Here is a 17,053-nt window from a genome sequence, read left to right on the forward strand (position 1 = left end):
GTGGTAATAGAAATCAAGTATTTGAATATAAAAGAGTTAAAACTTATTTGATAATACATATAAGCTATGTTTCGTCAATGACGAACTATAAAATCTTATATACATTATTATAGCTAATCTATGTGGTTTAAAATTAACGATATATACTTTTGTCGTGTACTATTAAAACTAGTTTAGTTTAACCAATTGCCAAACCATTCTCTACCTTTTTTCCTGGAGCAAGCAGGGTAACTTCTTTATCGCTGGCCACAACCCCTAAAACCAGACATTCGCTCATAAAATCGGCAATTTGCTTGGGTGGAAAATTAACCACAGCCACAATTTGTTTCCCCATTAATTCCTCAACAGCATACAAAACGGTAATTTGTGCCGATGTTTTTCTAATGCCAATTTCTGCTCCAAAATCAATCCACAGTTTATACGCCGGATTTTTAGCTTTTTCAAATGGTTGTGCATCAATGATGGTTCCTACACGCATATCGATCTTTTCAAAATCGTTCCAAGAAATTGTGGGTTTGATCATAAGTATGAATTAAAAAAAATTAGTTAACAAAAAATGTATTTAATATGCTTTCTTCTTTTGGATTCAATAATTCCCATATGGAATGCTCAATTTTTTTTAAATCATCTAAGCAAAGCAAAACAGATGTTTCAAAGATTAATTCCGGTAAATTAGTTTCCTTATGATAATTAAAGAAAACAAGTTTACCATATTCAATATTATTTTCTTCTTTAACAATATCAATTCTAGTAGCTAATTTATTAAATGGAATTGTTTTTAGGTTTGTAGTGATAATTCTATAATTGTAATTATAACTAATGGTTTTAGCATTTATAATGATGAATTCCTTACCAAAAGAATTCCAAATTAAATAGCGAACGGGAAAAATAATAATTAGCCCAATTATAATTATTGCAGGTAAAATAAAATCAGATGAATTTTCTGGATTCTTATAGGAATCACGAGCAAAGAAAAAGAGTGGTATTAGTGCGATTAAAATAGTAATCAATAGAAGTGTTTTTCCAAAGAAGGAAGCTCTTACATTTAATTCTAAATACAAATTAATAGTATCTGTCTTTTTTTTATAATAGTTATTCATTTTCCTTTGAGTGAGAGTTAGTAAAAATACCAAAAATTTGTACTTTAGCAATTAAAGATAGAAAAAAATGATTTCAGAAGAACAATTTACGAACGAATTAAAATTAATCATAGAAAATGCCATTCGCGAAGATGTGGGCGATGGTGATCACAGCTCACTAGCTTGTATTCCGGTCAATGCCATTGGAAAAGCAAAACTCTTGGTAAAAGATGAAGGTATTTTGGCAGGAGTTGATTTTGCTAAAATGGTGTTCCATTATGTGGATCCGGAAATGCAGGTTGAAGTGTTGATTCCTGATGGAACTCCTGTAAAATACGGCGATATTGCTTTTTATGTAACCGGAAAATCACAATCAATTTTAAAAGCAGAGCGCGTGGTATTGAATTCCATGCAGCGAATGAGTGCCATTGCCACTAAAACCAAATTTTTTGTTGATTTGGTAGAAGGCACCAAAGCAAAAGTGCTGGATACCCGCAAAACCACACCAGGAATTCGTGCCATAGAAAAATGGGCGGTGAAGATTGGCGGTGGCAAAAACCATCGTTTTGCGCTGTATGACATGATTATGCTGAAAGACAATCATATCGATTTTGCAGGCGGCATTTCCCAAGCAATCACACAAACAAAACAATACTTAAAAGACCACAACAAAGATTTAAAGATTATTGTGGAAGCCCGAAATTTAACCGAAATCGAAGAAATTCTGCAAAACGAAGGCGTTTATCAAATTTTAATTGATAATTTTAATTATGAAGATACCAAAACTGCCGTTGCAATGATTAATGGCAAATGTTTGGCTGAATCTTCTGGAAATATCAACGAAAAAACCATTCGCAATTATGCAGCATGTGGTGTAGATTTTATATCGAGTGGTGCATTGACACATTCGGTTTACAATATGGATTTAAGTTTAAAAGCGGTTCTTTAAATTGGGCAAAAAAACAGTGAAAATAACAAAAATACCAATAGTAGGCAAACTCATTAAGTTTTCCATGCGGGCAAAAGTTCCTGGATTGGAAGGTTTAACGCTGTATCAGTTATTGCGTATTTATTTTGCAGGAATTGTTGAAGGTGCCCTCAATTACAAAGCAGGATCTATTGCCTTCACGTTTTTTATGGCTTTGTTTCCGTTTGCATTATTTTTACTGAATTTAATACCTTATATTCCAATAGATAATTTTCAAGAAAGCTTTTTGCTTTTTGTAGAAGAAAATGTACCGCCCACTACTTATGATGCCATTGAATTGATACTGATTGATATTATGAGCAATTCGTATAGAAGTTTATTGTCAACCGGGGTGATTATGTCGGTGATTTTTATGGCAAATGGCGTAAATGCCATCATCAATGGGTTTCAGTCATCGGCACATTTATCGGTATCAAGAAATTTTTTCCGGCAATATTTAATAGCCATCGTATTATCGGTTTTGTTAAGTTTAATGTTGGTACTTTCCGTAGCGGTTTATTTAACAGTCGAAGTATTAATGCACGTTTCCGATTTTCCTTGGGCGGCAGATATTGCCCGAAATCTCTTTGTGGTATTAATGATTTTACTCACTGTTTCCATTCTCTATAAATTCGGAACAAAAGAAACCAAACATTTAGCTTTTATATCATACGGATCGGTTTTTACAACCATTTTAATGTCGCTCACATCAGTAGCCTTCGGGTTTTATGTGTCGAAATTTGCAAAATATAATGAGTTGTATGGATCAATTGGCACACTTTTGGTTATAATGATTTACATCTGGATCAATTGCATGATTTTATTATTAGGTTTTGAATTAAATGCTGCGATTTATACAGCCAAAAGAAGAAATTTGTATATTAGTAACAATAAAAACAAGAATTAGATATGAAAAAAGTATTAGCAACCTTTGTATTAACGGCTTTTGCTGCAATCAGCATGCAAGCACAAACAGTAACCGGAAAGTGGAAAACAATTGACGATGAAACCGGTAAAGCAAAATCGATTGTAGAAATTTCAGAAAAAAATGGTAAAATTTACGGAAAAGTAGTTGAAATTTTAACCGATAAAAAAGATGCCAAATGCGATAAATGTCCAGGTTCAGACAAAGGAAAACCCATTAAAGGTTTAACTATTATCAAAGGACTTTCAAAAGACGGGCAAGAATATTCGGGCGGTAAAATCATTGATCCTTCTTCAGGAAAAGAGTATAAATGTTTATTAAAACTAAACGGTGCCGATAAATTAGACGTTCGTGGATACATTGGAATCCAAGCATTAGGACGCACACAAACCTGGGTACGCGTTAAATAATTTTGTAAAATAAACTATAATATACCTGCAAGGTTTTAAGAACCTTGTAGGTTTTTTTACGTTAAACATCAAATTGATAAAATCAATATAAATAAAAACGATTAAGAATAAAACGCTAAAAGCTTTTTGTATCTTTGTTTTATGGATTATTTTATAGATGTTGTTGTACCCTTATCGCTAGCAACCACCTTCACATATAAGGTTTCTCAAGCAGAACATCAGTTTTTGCAGCCTGGTATGCGCGTTGCCGTTCCATTTGGCAAACGCTTGGTATATACCGCAATTGTGTGGGCAAAACACCATGAAACACCAGCACTTTATGAACCCAAAGATATCCTTACAATTATTGATGAACAACCCATTGCAACTCCAATTCAATTAGAATTTTGGCAGTGGATTGCCAATTATTATATGTGTTCGTTGGGCGAAGTGTACAAAGCAGCTTTGCCTTCGGCTTTTTTGTTAGAAAGCGAAACCATTTTAAGCTTAAATACCCATTTAACGGTAGATTTAAGCACACTTACCGATGATGAATACCTGCTTTTTGAAGCTTTTGAACAGCAACCCATTCTTCGGTTTGATGAGGTTCAGAATATATTAAACAAAAAAAAGGTTTTCCATGTGATTGATGCCTTACTGCAAAAAGAAATCATTTACCTAAACCAACATATTCACGAAAAATACAAGCCAAAACTAGTAAAATATGTTGCTTTGCACGAAAACTATAAAGAAGAACAAAAACTAATACACCTGTTAGACCATCAACTGAAAACAGAAAAACAGCGTGCACTTGTTTTAAAGTATTTTCAATTACAAGCCAAAAACACACCCATTGCCTTAAAAGAGTTGTTGAAAGAAGCCGAAGTTTCAGCAGCCATTTTTAGTAATTTAGAAAAGAAAGAAATTTTTACGGTTTATACATTGGCTGAAGACCGCGTACAGTTCAATGATGCCTTTTTAGATGATATCGATTTCACCCAAAAACAGCAAGCAACGCTACAAAATATTCAAACATCGTTTCAAAAACACGATGTAACCCTTTTAAACGCAGTAACCGGTTCCGGAAAAACCGAAATGTATATAGAGTTGATAAAAGAAGCTGTACAAAACCAACAGCAAGTACTTTTTTTAGTGCCCGAAATTGGTTTAACCACGCAATTAGTACAGCGGTTAACAGCCTATTTTGGCAACAAAGTAGCAGTTTACAACTCAAAATATTCCGAAAACGAAAGGGTAGAGGTGTACCACCACGTTTTAAACCATACCGAAAATGCACAAATTGTAATAGGATCGCGTTCATCGGTTTTTCTTCCCTTCAAAAATTTACAGTTAATTATTATAGACGAAGAACACGAAGCCAGTTATAAACAAGCCGATCCAGCGCCGCGCTTTCATGCACGCGACGCAGCTATTGTATTAGCAAAAATGTTCAAAGCCAAAGTGTTGGTAGGCTCTGCCACACCAAGCTTAGAAAGTTATTACAATGCCTACCAACAAAAATATGGCTATGTGGAACTCAATCAACGATTTACAAATGTTCAATTGCCAGAAGTAGTAGTAGTAGATTTAAAAGAAGCTCGAAAAAAGAAAGAAATAAACGGCTTTTTCAGCATCAAATTAATCGATGCCATGAACGAAGCCTTTTACAATGGCGAACAGGTATTGCTTTTTCAAAATCGCCGAGGTTTTTCTCCCGTTTTAGAATGCTTAACCTGCGGCCACGTTCCGCATTGCACCATGTGCGATGTAAGCCTCACCTATTACAAACGACAAAATTATTTAAAATGCCACTATTGCGGATACACCATGGCAATGCCCACCAAATGCCATTCGTGCCACAGCAATGAATTATCCACCAAAGGGTTAGGAACCGAACAGATAGAAGATGCCCTGCGAACCATTTTTCCAAATAAAAATATCGCACGAATGGATCAAGATACCACACGCGGAAAATTTGCCTTTGAACGCCTGATCGACGGATTCAAAAACAGAGAAATAGACGTAATGGTTGGCACACAAATGCTAGCCAAAGGACTCGATTTTGATAACGTTACACTTGTAGGTATCATGAATGCAGACAGTTTACTCACACTACCAGATTTTCGAGCATACGAACGAGCATATCAATTGCTTACACAAGTAGCCGGGCGTTCCGGCCGAAAAAACAAACAAGGAAAAGTAATCATTCAAACCTATAATCCGTATCACAACACCATACAACAAGTTACCCAAAACAACTATCAAGCCATGTTCAAAGAACAAATGTATGAACGCCTACATTTTAAATATCCGCCTTTTTACCGTTTGATACGATTACAACTAAAACACACCAATTTCGATAAAACAAAAGACGCAGCCCAATGGCTTGCAACCAACCTGCGAAGCAACATCGCCGATATCCTAGTGTTAGGACCACAAGAACCATCTGTAAACCGTATCCGAAACAAATACATACAAATCATTTTAGTAAAAATGCCCATCAATAAATCGGCACATTCCTTAAAAGCATCCATCCAAAAAAGCATCAATAGTTTAGACAGCATCGGTACCTTCAAGGCCGTAAGAACCAAAATAAATGTAGATTTTTATTAATCATAAATCTATTTTCAAATTATTTATTAGGGCGTTCCCCTTCCATTCCGTTTCAAAACAAAGCTCAGAACCCACACACCATTTCGTATATCACAGAAAAAAACAAGTAAACAGTCGGGTCGGGCTATTCGCTACAATCTTTTTGTTCGCAAGCTCACAAAAAGGATTTTCGCTGCTATCCCTAACGCGGATTTTACTGTATGCTGTAAATTGTATTTTGTAAAATTGTACAACTATGCCAAAGTTTCAAACTAAAAAAAACTAAAAGCTAATTACTAAAAACTAAATGCTTTATAAATAATTTTTGTTTTATTTAACAAGGTGTTAAATTTTTTGTTATATTTACATTTCAATCAACTAAAATTTGATAATTATGAGTAAATTAAGCAAAATTTTGTAGGGGGGGGTAATAGGCCTAACCCTTACAGCATGTACAACCGACACAATTGTTGACGATTTGGATCAGCAAAATGCTGAAACAGGTTCGCACTACCAAACCAACAGCTTTAACAACAACAATCCAGGAAATGCACATGGAAACAGCGGGCAAAGCGGAACTATTTGGGCGGGTGATAATTATGCCTCACCGTGGGACATTTGGAACAGAAATGTTCGCAGAAAACAACCATCTTATTTATTTAACAACGGCAATTCAGAATTTGCGTCGCCCTATAAATTAAAAGTTTTTGCATACGTGGGCTTAGCATATTTTGACGGCGATGACGATGGTGTTTTTCACGACCCAGTCACGGGTGCTGCGATTCCTTTGGCAACTAATTTAGGAGGGAATTATCCGAATTTGTATGGTGGAAATTCAACCATTCCGGGTCAAGGGCAAGAAGCCGGTAAGCTGGTGAGAATAACCAATTTTTTTGATATAGGAGCATATCCGCAAGCAGGTTGGACGTATCGCGTAGAAAGTGAAACTTTCCATTTGGCTAGAAAAGGTCAACCTCAGCAAGCAGCTCATCCTGGAATGCCAGGAGAAGATGACGGTTTTTTCTTTGGACAGTTAACCGGTCCGGAACGTGATTTGTTGTATGAATACGGTAAAGTGTTTTTCTATGAAGTGGAAGTTTATGATAAATTTACCGGTTCGTTAGTAACAACAGCTTTGTTACATCCTGAAATTAAAACATTGCCAACGGGTAGCGATCCTGACCAGAATTGGCAGCCGGTTCTCGATTCATGGGGTAATCATTCACAGGGAAACGCTCCAGCATTGGGTACTTTAGATTTGTACTACTATAATGACCTTTCCATAAACGGAACAGTTTGGAACATAAACGGCAACCCCAGCAACGGTCAATGCGATTCGCACGAAATTGTGTTTGATGTGCCACAGAGTTTAAAGTTGCATAAAGTGGACATAGACGGAACCTATAAACTTAGCTTGGACTTTTTGCAAAACAGTTTATGGTTGTGGCAAAATTCTGCATTATATTTACACGTAACCTTATAAATATGCAAGGCTGCCCAAAAAAGCAGCCTTGCACTATAAAAAATATACAACTATGAAAAAGCTACTCGTATGGTGCATGTACTTGTTTTTTATGAATACTGCATACAGCCAAGTACTCTATACCGAAAATTTCGACAGCTTTAATTGGGGATATTTAGGAACAGACCCCACAGCCAAAATACCCGGACAAGGCGGTTGGCTTACCTATTCTATGTACACGCAATCCAACAATTTTTTTAGTATTGTAAATGAATCAGGAAAAGGTAAAGTGCTAGATATCAGTATTCCTTTATCACCAGGTGAGTCATTACGTGCTTATAAAAGCAACCTGAGCCCACTGATGGGAAACCGCACCGCCGGAAATGAGGTTTTAAAATTCGAGATTGATTATTTTACAGGGCCTAAGCAACCAGTGGGAGTTGTAGGTAACCAAAGTGGTATATTTCTCCTTAAAGGAGACCCTTTTATTTCGCTTGAATTTCCTATAGCTCTTTTAGATTTTGAAAAAACTCTTGCTATTATCAGAGGAGCTGCTGATACCACAGGAGAGGTAGATTCCGCACCAGAAAATATTATTCCTTATGGGTTGGGACTGGATCATTATTTGCCGTTTAATACGTGGATAAAAATAGAGGTTTATTTAGATTATGGCAATAGAAAGGTTTATTTTAATATTCCTTATTTCAATAAGGTTTTTTCGGGCGATTTTTTAAAAAACAGCACATCTACCAACTTGCTGCACGATTTTGCACCAGATACCATAATGTTATTCACTTCTTTAGATAGCCCACTAAATGGGCCATTAGGGTATGCCCAAAACCGTTACGACAACATCAAAATAACGGCTATCAGTGCAGTGCCGCCTAATGTAATTGCGTTAAGCACCACCGAGCAGTTGGCAGAAAAATTTAATTTATACCCTAACCCGGCAAACAGCGTAGTAAACATCACCAACGCCGAAAATATGCAAATACAGCAAATCACGGTCTATGATATTGCAGGCAAGCAATTAAGTACCCAAACCTACAACAACGAAACCGAAATACAATTAAATGTAGAACACTTAGCAAACGGCACATATATGCTGCACTTGCAAACCAAGCAAGGCATAGCGGTTAAAAAACTGGTGAAAAAGTAGTTTTTTTTCTGGAGCTTCAAAACAACTTTGCCAAAGTTTGGAACTTTGGCAAAGATTATTCTTACCTAGCTTAAACTTCAAAACCACACGCTTTCCAACAATTACAAAAAAAATTAAAGAACTTTCAAAAACCATTTGCAAAAGCCAAAAAAAGAGTAGTATATTTGCAACCGCTTTCAGGACAACGAAAGCTACATTCATAGAAAAAAAACTAAAAAATAAATTTGGATGGTATAGAAAAAGGTTGTTGTCTTTGCAGTCCGTTCAAAAAAGAAAAAGGGCGATTAGCTCAGCTGGTTCAGAGCACCTCGTTTACACCGAGGGGGTCGGGGGTTCGAACCCCTCATCGCCCACAAAAAAAAACTTTTTCAAAAAAAGCAAAAATAAATTTGCTGATTAAAAAATAAGTTTTACTTTTGCAACCGCTTTGAGAGAGAGGCGAAGATAAGAAGAATAAGTTCATAGACATATTGGATTAACAGAGAATTAAAGAGTAAAAGCTCTTGGGCAACCAAGAGGTTTTAAACGACACATCAACAATAAAAAAAAATATACGATGAAGAGTTTGATCCTGGCTCAGGATGAACGCTAGCGGCAGGCCTAACACATGCAAGTCGAGGGGTAGAAGCAGCTTGCTGCTTTGAGACCGGCGCACGGGTGCGTAACGCGTATGCAATCTACCTTATACTAAGGGATAGCCCAGAGAAATTTGGATTAATACCTTATAGTTAATAGTATTGGCATCAATATTATTATAAAGATTTATTGGTATAAGATGAGCATGCGTCCCATTAGTTAGTTGGTGTGGTAACGGCATACCAAGACGATGATGGGTAGGGGTCCTGAGAGGGAGATCCCCCACACTGGTACTGAGACACGGACCAGACTCCTACGGGAGGCAGCAGTGAGGAATATTGGTCAATGGGCGCAAGCCTGAACCAGCCATGCCGCGTGCAGGATGACGGTCCTATGGATTGTAAACTGCTTTTGTACAGGAAGAAACACTCCCATGCGTGGGAATTTGACGGTACTGTAAGAATAAGGATCGGCTAACTCCGTGCCAGCAGCCGCGGTAATACGGAGGATCCAAGCGTTATCCGGAATCATTGGGTTTAAAGGGTCCGTAGGCGGCTTTATAAGTCAGTGGTGAAAGTTTTTGGCTTAACCAAAAAAATGCCATTGATACTGTAGGGCTTGAATATTTGTGAAGTAACTAGAATATGTAGTGTAGCGGTGAAATGCTTAGATATTACATGGAATACCAATTGCGAAGGCAGGTTACTAACAAATGATTGACGCTGATGGACGAAAGCGTGGGTAGCGAACAGGATTAGATACCCTGGTAGTCCACGCCGTAAACGATGGATACTAGCTGTTCGAGCTTCGGTTTGAGTGGCTAAGCGAAAGTGATAAGTATCCCACCTGGGGAGTACGGGCGCAAGCCTGAAACTCAAAGGAATTGACGGGGGCCCGCACAAGCGGTGGAGCATGTGGTTTAATTCGATGATACGCGAGGAACCTTACCAGGGCTTAAATGTAGTTTGACGTATTTGGAAACAGATATTTCTTCGGACAAATTACAAGGTGCTGCATGGTTGTCGTCAGCTCGTGCCGTGAGGTGTCAGGTTAAGTCCTATAACGAGCGCAACCCCTGTTGTTAGTTGCCAGCGAGTCATGTCGGGAACTCTAGCAAGACTGCCAGTGTAAACTGTGAGGAAGGTGGGGATGACGTCAAATCATCACGGCCCTTACGTCCTGGGCCACACACGTGCTACAATGGCCGGTACAGAGAGCAGCCACTTGGCGACAAGGAGCGAATCTATAAAACCGGTCACAGTTCGGATCGGAGTCTGCAACTCGACTCCGTGAAGCTGGAATCGCTAGTAATCGGATATCAGCCATGATCCGGTGAATACGTTCCCGGGCCTTGTACACACCGCCCGTCAAGCCATGGAAGCTGGGGGTACCTGAAGTCGGTGACCGCAAGGAGCTGCCTAGGGTAAAACCGGTAACTAGGGCTAAGTCGTAACAAGGTAGCCGTACCGGAAGGTGCGGCTGGAACACCTCCTTTCTAGAGATGGTTTAAACATCTTTTACTCTTTAACTGTTGGTTCAAAAAAAAGCAGAATAAAAAATACAGAGTCTCGTAGCTCAGCTGGTTAGAGTACTACACTGATAATGTAGGGGTCGGCAGTTCGAGTCTGCCCGGGACTACAAAGTATTTTATTCAAAGGAAATTCTAGAAGTTAAGAATCCACAATTCGTAATTCGTAATTAAAAGATTCGTAATTAAATTGGGGGATTAGCTCAGCTGGCTAGAGCGCCTGCCTTGCACGCAGGAGGTCAAGGGTTCGACTCCCTTATTCTCCACAATTTACTGTAAAATGTAAGTTGTATATTGTATAATGAACATTATACACTATTACAAACTACATTATACAATAAAAAAAGTTCATTGACATATTGAGATACATTTAAAAAGTAGAAAAGATATTAGAAATAATATAAAGCACATTTTTTGGTAGTACGTTATAAGAAATACGTTTTAGGTTTTCGAACCTATAAGCTATAACTTACAACATAGAACTAAAAAAGTAGAGCACAATAAGCAAAATAAGGGCGTATGGGGAATGCCTAGGCTCTCAGAGGCGAAGAAGGACGTGATAAGCTGCGAAAAGCTACGGGGATTGGCACACACGAGGTGATCCGTAGATATCCGAATGGGGCAACCCGTCATGTTGAAGACATGTCATCCTGAAAAGGAAGCAAACCCGCTGAACTGAAACATCTAAGTAGGCGGAGGAAAAGAAAACAAAAGTGATTCCGTAAGTAGTGGCGAGCGAACGCGGAAAAGCCCAAACCAAAGTTGTTACGGCAATTTTGGGGTTGTAGGACCACAGAATTTTATGCAAATCGAATAAGAATCATTTGGAAAGATGAACCGCAGAGGGTGATAGTCCCGTATTGGTAAGAGATGTAATAGATAGTGGTATCCTGAGTAGGTCGGGGCACGTGAAACCTTGATTGAAACCGGCGGGACCATCCGCCAAGGCTAAATACTCCTGAGAGACCGATAGTGAACCAGTACCGTGAGGGAAAGGTGAAAAGAACCGTGAATAACGGAGTGAAAAAGAACCTGAAACCATACGCCTACAAGCGGTCGGAGCCCATTCGTTGGGTGACGGCGTGCCTTTTGCATAATGAGCCTACGAGTTACCGTTGCTGGCAAGGTTAAGTAATTAAGTTACGCAGCCGAAGCGAAAGCGAGTCTGAATAGGGCGCATGAGTCAGTAATGGTAGACGCGAAACCGTGTGATCTACCCATGGGCAGGTTGAAGTTTGGGTAACACCAAATGGAGGACCGAACCGGTTGACGTTGAAAAGTCTTCGGATGACCTGTGGGTAGGGGTGAAAGGCCAATCAAACTCGGAAATAGCTCGTACTCCCCGAAATGCATTTAGGTGCAGCGCTGAAAAAGTTTAATAGAGGTAGAGCTACTGATTGGATGCGGGGGCTTCACCGCCTACCAATTCCTGACAAACTCCGAATGCTATTAAATGATTTTCATCAGTGAGGGCATGGGTGCTAAGGTCCATGTCCGAGAGGGAAAGAACCCAGACCATCAGCTAAGGTCCCCAAATGTATGCTAAGTTGAAAAAACGCGGTTTGATTGCCCCGACAGCTAGGATGTTGGCTTGGAAGCAGCCATTCATTTAAAGAGTGCGTAACAGCTCACTAGTCGAGCGATCGAGCATGGATAATAATCGGGCATAAGCATACTACCGAAGCTATGGATTGTACAAGGTACAGTGGTAGGGGAGCATTCTAAACTGGGTAGAAGGTGATTTGTGAGAATTGCTGGACTGTTTAGAAAAGAAAATGTAGGCATAAGTAACGATAATGCGGGCGAGAAACCCGCACACCGTAAGACCAAGGTTTCCACAGCTATGCTAATCAGCTGTGGGTTAGTCGGGACCTAAGGCACACCCGAAGGGGGACGTCGATGGCCAACGGGTTAATATTCCCGTACTTGTAATAATTGTGATGGAGTGACGCAGTGGTGAAAGTACCGCGAACTGACGGAATAGTTCGTTAAAGCACGTACCTATAGGTTTTGTAGTAAAATGCGCAAGACTTGGAGAAATGCGATAGTACTCGGAGCCTTCGGGCAAAGAGATAGTGTACCTAAAGGCTGTCAAGAAAAGCTTCTAAACCTAGATTATTAGAACCCGTACCGCAAACCGACACAGGTGGTCGAGGAGAGTATCCTCAGGTGCTCGAGAGATTCATGGCTAAGGAATTAGGCAAAATAGACCTGTAACTTCGGGAGAAAGGTCGCCACGCTCAGGCGTGGCCGCAGTGAAAAGGTCCAGGCGACTGTTTATCAAAAACACAGGGCTCTGCCAAATCGTAAGATGAAGTATAGGGCCTGACACCTGCCCGGTGCTGGAAGGTTAAGAGGAGATGTTATCTTCGGAGAAGCATTGAATTGAAGCCCCAGTAAACGGCGGCCGTAACTATAACGGTCCTAAGGTAGCGAAATTCCTTGTCGGGTAAGTTCCGACCTGCACGAATGGTGTAACGATCTGGACACTGTCTCAGCCATGAGCTCGGTGAAATTGTAGTATCGGTGAAGATGCCGATTACCCGCAGTGGGACGAAAAGACCCTGTGCACCTTTACTATAGCTTAGTATTGTTCTTGGATAAGTGATGTGTAGGATAGGTGGGAGACTATGAAGCGGCGTCGCTAGGCGTTGTGGAGTCATTGTTGAAATACCACCCTTTGCTTATCTGAGATCTAACCCCGCGTTGCGGGGGACATTGCTTGGTGGGTAGTTTGACTGGGGTGGTCGCCTCCAAAAGAGTAACGGAGGCTTCTAAAGGTTCCCTCAGCACGCTTGGTAACCGTGCGTAGAGTGCAATGGCAAAAGGGAGCTTGACTGAGAGACCTACAAGTCGATCAGGTACGAAAGTAGAGCATAGTGATCCGGTGGTTCCGCATGGAAGGGCCATCGCTCAAAGGATAAAAGGTACGCCGGGGATAACAGGCTGATCTCCCCCAAGAGCTCATATCGACGGGGGGGTTTGGCACCTCGATGTCGGCTCGTCACATCCTGGGGCTGGAGAAGGTCCCAAGGGTTGGGCTGTTCGCCCATTAAAGTGGCACGCGAGCTGGGTTCAGAACGTCGTGAGACAGTTCGGTCTCTATCTACTGTGGGCGTTAGAAATTTGAGTGGATCTGATTCTAGTACGAGAGGACCGAATTGGACCAACCTCTGGTGTATCAGTTGTGCCGCCAGGTGCATCGCTGAGTAGCTACGTTGGGAAGGGATAAGCGCTGAAAGCATATAAGCGCGAAACCCACCACAAGATGAGATTTCTTTAAAGGGTCGTTGGAGATGACAACGTTGATAGGCTATAGATGTAAAGGCAGTAATGTCATAGTCGAGTAGTACTAATAGCCCGTATGCTTATGTGCTCTGGAAGTTGCTTTGTAAAGTATAGTATTAGTATTAAGACGAAAGTATTAAGTATTAAGACTGAAATATCTACAAATAAATAAAAGTATCGAAAATATGTTAACAATATTGCAGCAAAGCTGCGTTTAAAGTTCGAAGTTTAACACGTTCAAGGTTAAAAACCTGAAACAAAAGAAACTTTAAACCTTAAACAAAGATTTAAGGTGGTTATAGCATCGGGGCTCACCTCTTCCCATTCCGAACAGAGAAGTTAAGCCCGATAGCGCAGATGGTACTGCATCTTCATGTGGGAGAGTATGTCGCCGCCTTTTTTTAATAAAGCCTGTCTTTTTCAAGACGGGCTTTCTTTTTTGTTATTTACTACGTGTACCGTTCGCTTTGCGCTCGGTTGGTGCGGCGCAATTCGCAAGCTCGGGTCGCCGCCTTTTTTTCTTCAATGTACAGCAGTACAATTTACATTATACATGAAATGTGGCTAAAGTCAATTGTAAATTTGCATCATAACCATCGAACTATGGTTCGAGACAAGTTCATCTAAAAGAACTTGAAACTTTAAATCTTAAGCAAACCACAGATTTATAGATTTACACGTTTTTTTTACATCTTAGATTCAACTAATAAATGCAACATCATAAAAAAAACAGGGGGAACATTTTAGCCCCGCGGGGCTAAAATGTTCCCCCTGTTGGCGAAAAAATACCTTACTTTGTGGTTTCGACACTACAAAATAAAGATGGGACATTTAACGCTTGAACAAAGATACAAAATTGAAACTTACCACAGCTTAGGTAAACGAATTATTGAAATTGCCGACTATATCGGGAAAGACAAATCGGTTGTTTCCAGAGAAATCAAGAGAAATTCTGATGGCAGAAACGGCATCTATAAAGCCAGTTTAGCACATCGAAAAGCCCAAAAAAGGCATCAAATCAAGCCTAAAAAACTTACATTCACTCCAGAGGTTATAAGCAATGTAAAACAGTATTTAGCACAAGATTTCAGTCCAGAGCAAATGGTGGGAAGAGCCGTTTTAGAAGGAAAAAAAATGGTTTCTCACGAACGTATTTATCAGTATATCTGGAAAGATAAGCGAGCCGGTGGCAACCTATACAAACATTTGAGAACCAAAGGTAAAAAATACCGCAAAAGAGGTAGTTCAAAAGACAATAGAGGCTTGATAGCCAATAGGGTAGATATCAGCAAACGACCGCAAATTGTGGAGAAAAAAGAACGATTTGGAGATCTAGAAATAGATTTAGTTATTGGTAAAGATCATAAAGGTGCACTACTAACGATTAACGACCGAGCCACAGGATTACTTTTTATAGGAAAAATTGACAGCAAAGAAGCAAAAGCCGTAGAAACCAAAACCATAGAACTTTTAAAAAACTGGAAACCTTTATTACACACCATTACATCAGACAATGGAAAGGAATTTGCCAACCACGAGCAACTCTCAGAAAAGCTCGCAATTGATTACTTTTTTGCAAAGCCCTATCATAGTTGGGAAAGAGGTGCTAATGAAAATTTAAATGGTTTAGTAAGACAATATTTTCCCAAAAGTTCTAACTTTGAATCGATAACCCAAGATCAAATTAATACAGTTATTAATATTTTAAACAACAGACCACGAAAAAGATTTGGTTTCAAAACGCCTAACGAAGTTTTTGCTCTAAAAATGAACGAAAATAGACGAGTTGCATTTAAAACTTGAATCCACGATTTAAAAAAAGGCAATTAAATGTACTATCACAAAATTTTCAACTGCATAAATAACACTGCTATTTGTAATGTCAATAAAGCTTAAAACAAGTAGATATACACATAAAAAAATCGCACTAATTAAGTACGATTTGTATGTGATCCAATCAGGATTCGAACCTGAGACCTACTGCTTAGAAGGCAGTTGCTCTATCCAGCTGAGCTATTGGACCCAACCTTAAACAAACAACTGTTTAAAATGTCGGGGTGGCAGGATTCGAACCTGCGACCTCCTGGTCCCAAACCAGGCGCGATGACCGGGCTACGCTACACCCCGAATTGGTCATTAACCGCGGAGAGACAGGGATTCGAACCCTGGCATCGGTTACCCGATGACAGATTAGCAATCTGCTCCGTTACCACTCCGGCACCTCTCCTAAAAATCTAAAAGAATATGATTTTTGTGACCCGACTGGGGCTCGAACCCAGGACCCCAACATTAAAAGTGTTGTGCTCTACCAACTGAGCTATCGAGTCATTGAACTAAAAAGTCCGTAACTTATCAATAAAATTTTGTGACCCGACTGGGGCTCGAACCCAGGACCCCAACATTAAAAGTGTTGTGCTCTACCAACTGAGCTATCGAGTCATTGAACCAAAAAGTTCGTAACTTATCAATAAAATTTTGTGACCCGACTGGGGCTCGAACCCAGGACCCCAACATTAAAAGTGTTGTGCTCTACCAACTGAGCTATCGAGTCAATATTATTTCGACTTTTTCGTGACCACGATGGGAGTCGAACCCATACGCCTTTCAGCACCACCCCCTCAAGATGGCGAGTCTACCAATTCCTCCACGCGGCCTGTAAACTTCAATTGTGACCCGACTGGGGCTCGAACCCAGGACCCCAACATTAAAAGTGTTGTGCTCTACCAACTGAGCTATCGAGTCGAAACGATTCTAACAAAGAATCTTAATTTTTGTGATCCAATCAGGATTCGAACCTGAGACCTACTGCTTAGAAGGCAGTTGCTCTATCCAGCTGAGCTATTGGACCCAACCTTAAACAAACAACTGTTTAAAATGTCGGGGTGGCAGGATTCGAACCTGCGACCTCCTGGTCCCAAACCAGGCGCGATGACCGGGCTACGCTACACCCCGAATTGGTCATTAACCGCGGAGAGACAGGGATTCGAACCCTGGCATCGGTTACCCGATGACAGATTAGCAATCTGCTCCGTTACCACTCCGGCACCTCTCCTGCTACAACTCATCTTAAATCAGTTAAGCGGTTGCA

At 40.0% G+C, this 17,053-nt stretch carries 9 protein-coding genes, 14 tRNA genes and 3 rRNA genes; 13 read left to right on the plus strand and 13 right to left on the minus strand.

Annotation, left to right across the window (positions count from 1 at the left end):
* Positions 1–178 precede the first annotated feature (178 nt).
* On the minus strand, positions 179–523 hold the full coding sequence (locus NPX36_RS10365; RefSeq protein ID WP_257498642.1) for a tRNA-binding protein: 345 nt from the start codon (positions 521–523) through the stop codon (positions 179–181).
* 19 nt (positions 524–542) lie between these two features.
* Complete coding sequence (locus tag NPX36_RS10370) at positions 543–1,100, minus strand: hypothetical protein (RefSeq protein WP_257498643.1); 558 nt, start codon at positions 1,098–1,100, stop codon at positions 543–545.
* A 67-nt stretch (positions 1,101–1,167) separates the two neighbouring features.
* Here NPX36_RS10370 and nadC point away from each other — a divergent pair, with 67 nt between their 5' ends.
* From nadC to NPX36_RS10435, 13 genes are all read left to right on the plus strand, one after another.
* Positions 1,168–2,028: a carboxylating nicotinate-nucleotide diphosphorylase gene (nadC, locus tag NPX36_RS10375; protein ID WP_257498644.1), complete on the plus strand. Its 861-nt coding sequence runs from the start codon at positions 1,168–1,170 to the stop codon at positions 2,026–2,028.
* Between the two features lie 64 nt (positions 2,029–2,092).
* Positions 2,093–2,953 carry a YihY/virulence factor BrkB family protein gene (locus tag NPX36_RS10380; protein WP_257500743.1) on the plus strand — a complete coding sequence of 287 codons (861 nt, stop codon included), beginning with the start codon at positions 2,093–2,095 and terminating at the stop codon, positions 2,951–2,953.
* Positions 2,954–2,955: 2 nt separating this feature from the next.
* Positions 2,956–3,381, plus strand: coding sequence for a DUF2147 domain-containing protein (locus NPX36_RS10385; protein WP_257498645.1), 426 nt, complete (start codon positions 2,956–2,958; stop codon positions 3,379–3,381).
* Between the two features lie 141 nt (positions 3,382–3,522).
* Positions 3,523–5,973 (plus strand): replication restart helicase PriA, encoded by a 2,451-nt coding sequence (gene priA / locus NPX36_RS10390; RefSeq protein WP_257498646.1) that lies wholly within the window; start codon positions 3,523–3,525, stop codon positions 5,971–5,973.
* Positions 5,974–6,430: 457 nt separating this feature from the next.
* Positions 6,431–7,435: a hypothetical protein gene (locus NPX36_RS10395; RefSeq protein ID WP_257498647.1), complete on the plus strand. Its 1,005-nt coding sequence runs from the start codon at positions 6,431–6,433 to the stop codon at positions 7,433–7,435.
* A 52-nt stretch (positions 7,436–7,487) separates the two neighbouring features.
* Positions 7,488–8,573 carry a T9SS type A sorting domain-containing protein gene (locus NPX36_RS10400; protein WP_257498648.1) on the plus strand — a complete coding sequence of 362 codons (1,086 nt, stop codon included), beginning with the start codon at positions 7,488–7,490 and terminating at the stop codon, positions 8,571–8,573.
* Between the two features lie 278 nt (positions 8,574–8,851).
* Positions 8,852–8,926 (plus strand) — tRNA-Val (locus tag NPX36_RS10405).
* A gap of 200 nt (positions 8,927–9,126) precedes the next feature.
* Positions 9,127–10,644, plus strand: a 16S ribosomal RNA gene (locus NPX36_RS10410).
* A 69-nt stretch (positions 10,645–10,713) separates the two neighbouring features.
* Positions 10,714–10,787 (plus strand) — tRNA-Ile (locus NPX36_RS10415).
* An 82-nt stretch (positions 10,788–10,869) separates the two neighbouring features.
* Positions 10,870–10,943 (plus strand) — tRNA-Ala (locus NPX36_RS10420).
* A 233-nt stretch (positions 10,944–11,176) separates the two neighbouring features.
* Positions 11,177–14,052 (plus strand): 23S ribosomal RNA (locus NPX36_RS10425).
* 201 nt (positions 14,053–14,253) lie between these two features.
* Positions 14,254–14,365 (plus strand): 5S ribosomal RNA (gene rrf, locus NPX36_RS10430).
* Together the 16S, 23S and 5S rRNA genes with 3 tRNA genes alongside form the textbook arrangement of a ribosomal RNA operon.
* A 422-nt stretch (positions 14,366–14,787) precedes the next feature.
* Entirely contained in the window at positions 14,788–15,768 is a 981-nt protein-coding gene (locus tag NPX36_RS10435) for an IS30 family transposase (RefSeq protein WP_397376470.1), read from the plus strand.
* Positions 15,769–15,914: 146 nt separating this feature from the next.
* Here the strand turns inward: NPX36_RS10435 and NPX36_RS10440 are convergent.
* The 11 genes from NPX36_RS10440 to NPX36_RS10490 form a co-directional block, all read right to left on the minus strand.
* Positions 15,915–15,988: transfer RNA gene (locus NPX36_RS10440), tRNA-Arg, on the minus strand.
* A gap of 29 nt (positions 15,989–16,017) precedes the next feature.
* A tRNA-Pro gene (locus NPX36_RS10445) sits at positions 16,018–16,092 on the minus strand.
* Between the two features lie 16 nt (positions 16,093–16,108).
* Positions 16,109–16,192, minus strand: a tRNA-Ser gene (locus NPX36_RS10450).
* A 27-nt stretch (positions 16,193–16,219) separates the two neighbouring features.
* Positions 16,220–16,292: transfer RNA gene (locus NPX36_RS10455), tRNA-Lys, on the minus strand.
* Between the two features lie 39 nt (positions 16,293–16,331).
* Positions 16,332–16,404 (minus strand) — tRNA-Lys (locus tag NPX36_RS10460).
* Positions 16,405–16,443: 39 nt separating this feature from the next.
* Positions 16,444–16,516 (minus strand) — tRNA-Lys (locus NPX36_RS10465).
* Positions 16,517–16,537: 21 nt separating this feature from the next.
* Positions 16,538–16,619 (minus strand) — tRNA-Leu (locus NPX36_RS10470).
* A 15-nt stretch (positions 16,620–16,634) separates the two neighbouring features.
* A tRNA-Lys gene (locus NPX36_RS10475) sits at positions 16,635–16,707 on the minus strand.
* Between the two features lie 32 nt (positions 16,708–16,739).
* Positions 16,740–16,813, minus strand: a tRNA-Arg gene (locus NPX36_RS10480).
* Between the two features lie 29 nt (positions 16,814–16,842).
* Positions 16,843–16,917: transfer RNA gene (locus tag NPX36_RS10485), tRNA-Pro, on the minus strand.
* Positions 16,918–16,933: 16 nt separating this feature from the next.
* A tRNA-Ser gene (locus NPX36_RS10490) sits at positions 16,934–17,017 on the minus strand.
* Between the last annotated feature and the right edge of the window lie 36 nt (positions 17,018–17,053).

This window comes from Paenimyroides aestuarii (assembly GCF_024628805.1).
GTDB classification, from domain to species: Bacteria; Bacteroidota; Bacteroidia; order Flavobacteriales; family Flavobacteriaceae; genus Flavobacterium; species Flavobacterium aestuarii_A.

Excerpts from the sequence above, each read along its gene's own strand:
- priA (WP_257498646.1), top strand. The coding sequence starts at position 3,523 with ATGGATTATTTTATAGATGTTGTTGTACCCTTATCGCTAGCAACCACC.
- NPX36_RS10370 (WP_257498643.1), bottom strand. The coding sequence starts at position 1,100 with ATGAATAACTATTATAAAAAAAAGACAGATACTATTAATTTGTATTTA.
- NPX36_RS10365 (WP_257498642.1), bottom strand. The coding sequence starts at position 523 with ATGATCAAACCCACAATTTCTTGGAACGATTTTGAAAAGATCGATATG.
- nadC (WP_257498644.1), top strand. The coding sequence starts at position 1,168 with ATGATTTCAGAAGAACAATTTACGAACGAATTAAAATTAATCATAGAA.
- NPX36_RS10385 (WP_257498645.1), top strand. The coding sequence starts at position 2,956 with ATGAAAAAAGTATTAGCAACCTTTGTATTAACGGCTTTTGCTGCAATC.
- NPX36_RS10380 (WP_257500743.1), top strand. The coding sequence starts at position 2,093 with ATGCGGGCAAAAGTTCCTGGATTGGAAGGTTTAACGCTGTATCAGTTA.
- NPX36_RS10400 (WP_257498648.1), top strand. The coding sequence starts at position 7,488 with ATGAAAAAGCTACTCGTATGGTGCATGTACTTGTTTTTTATGAATACT.
- NPX36_RS10435 (WP_397376470.1), top strand. The coding sequence starts at position 14,788 with ATGGGACATTTAACGCTTGAACAAAGATACAAAATTGAAACTTACCAC.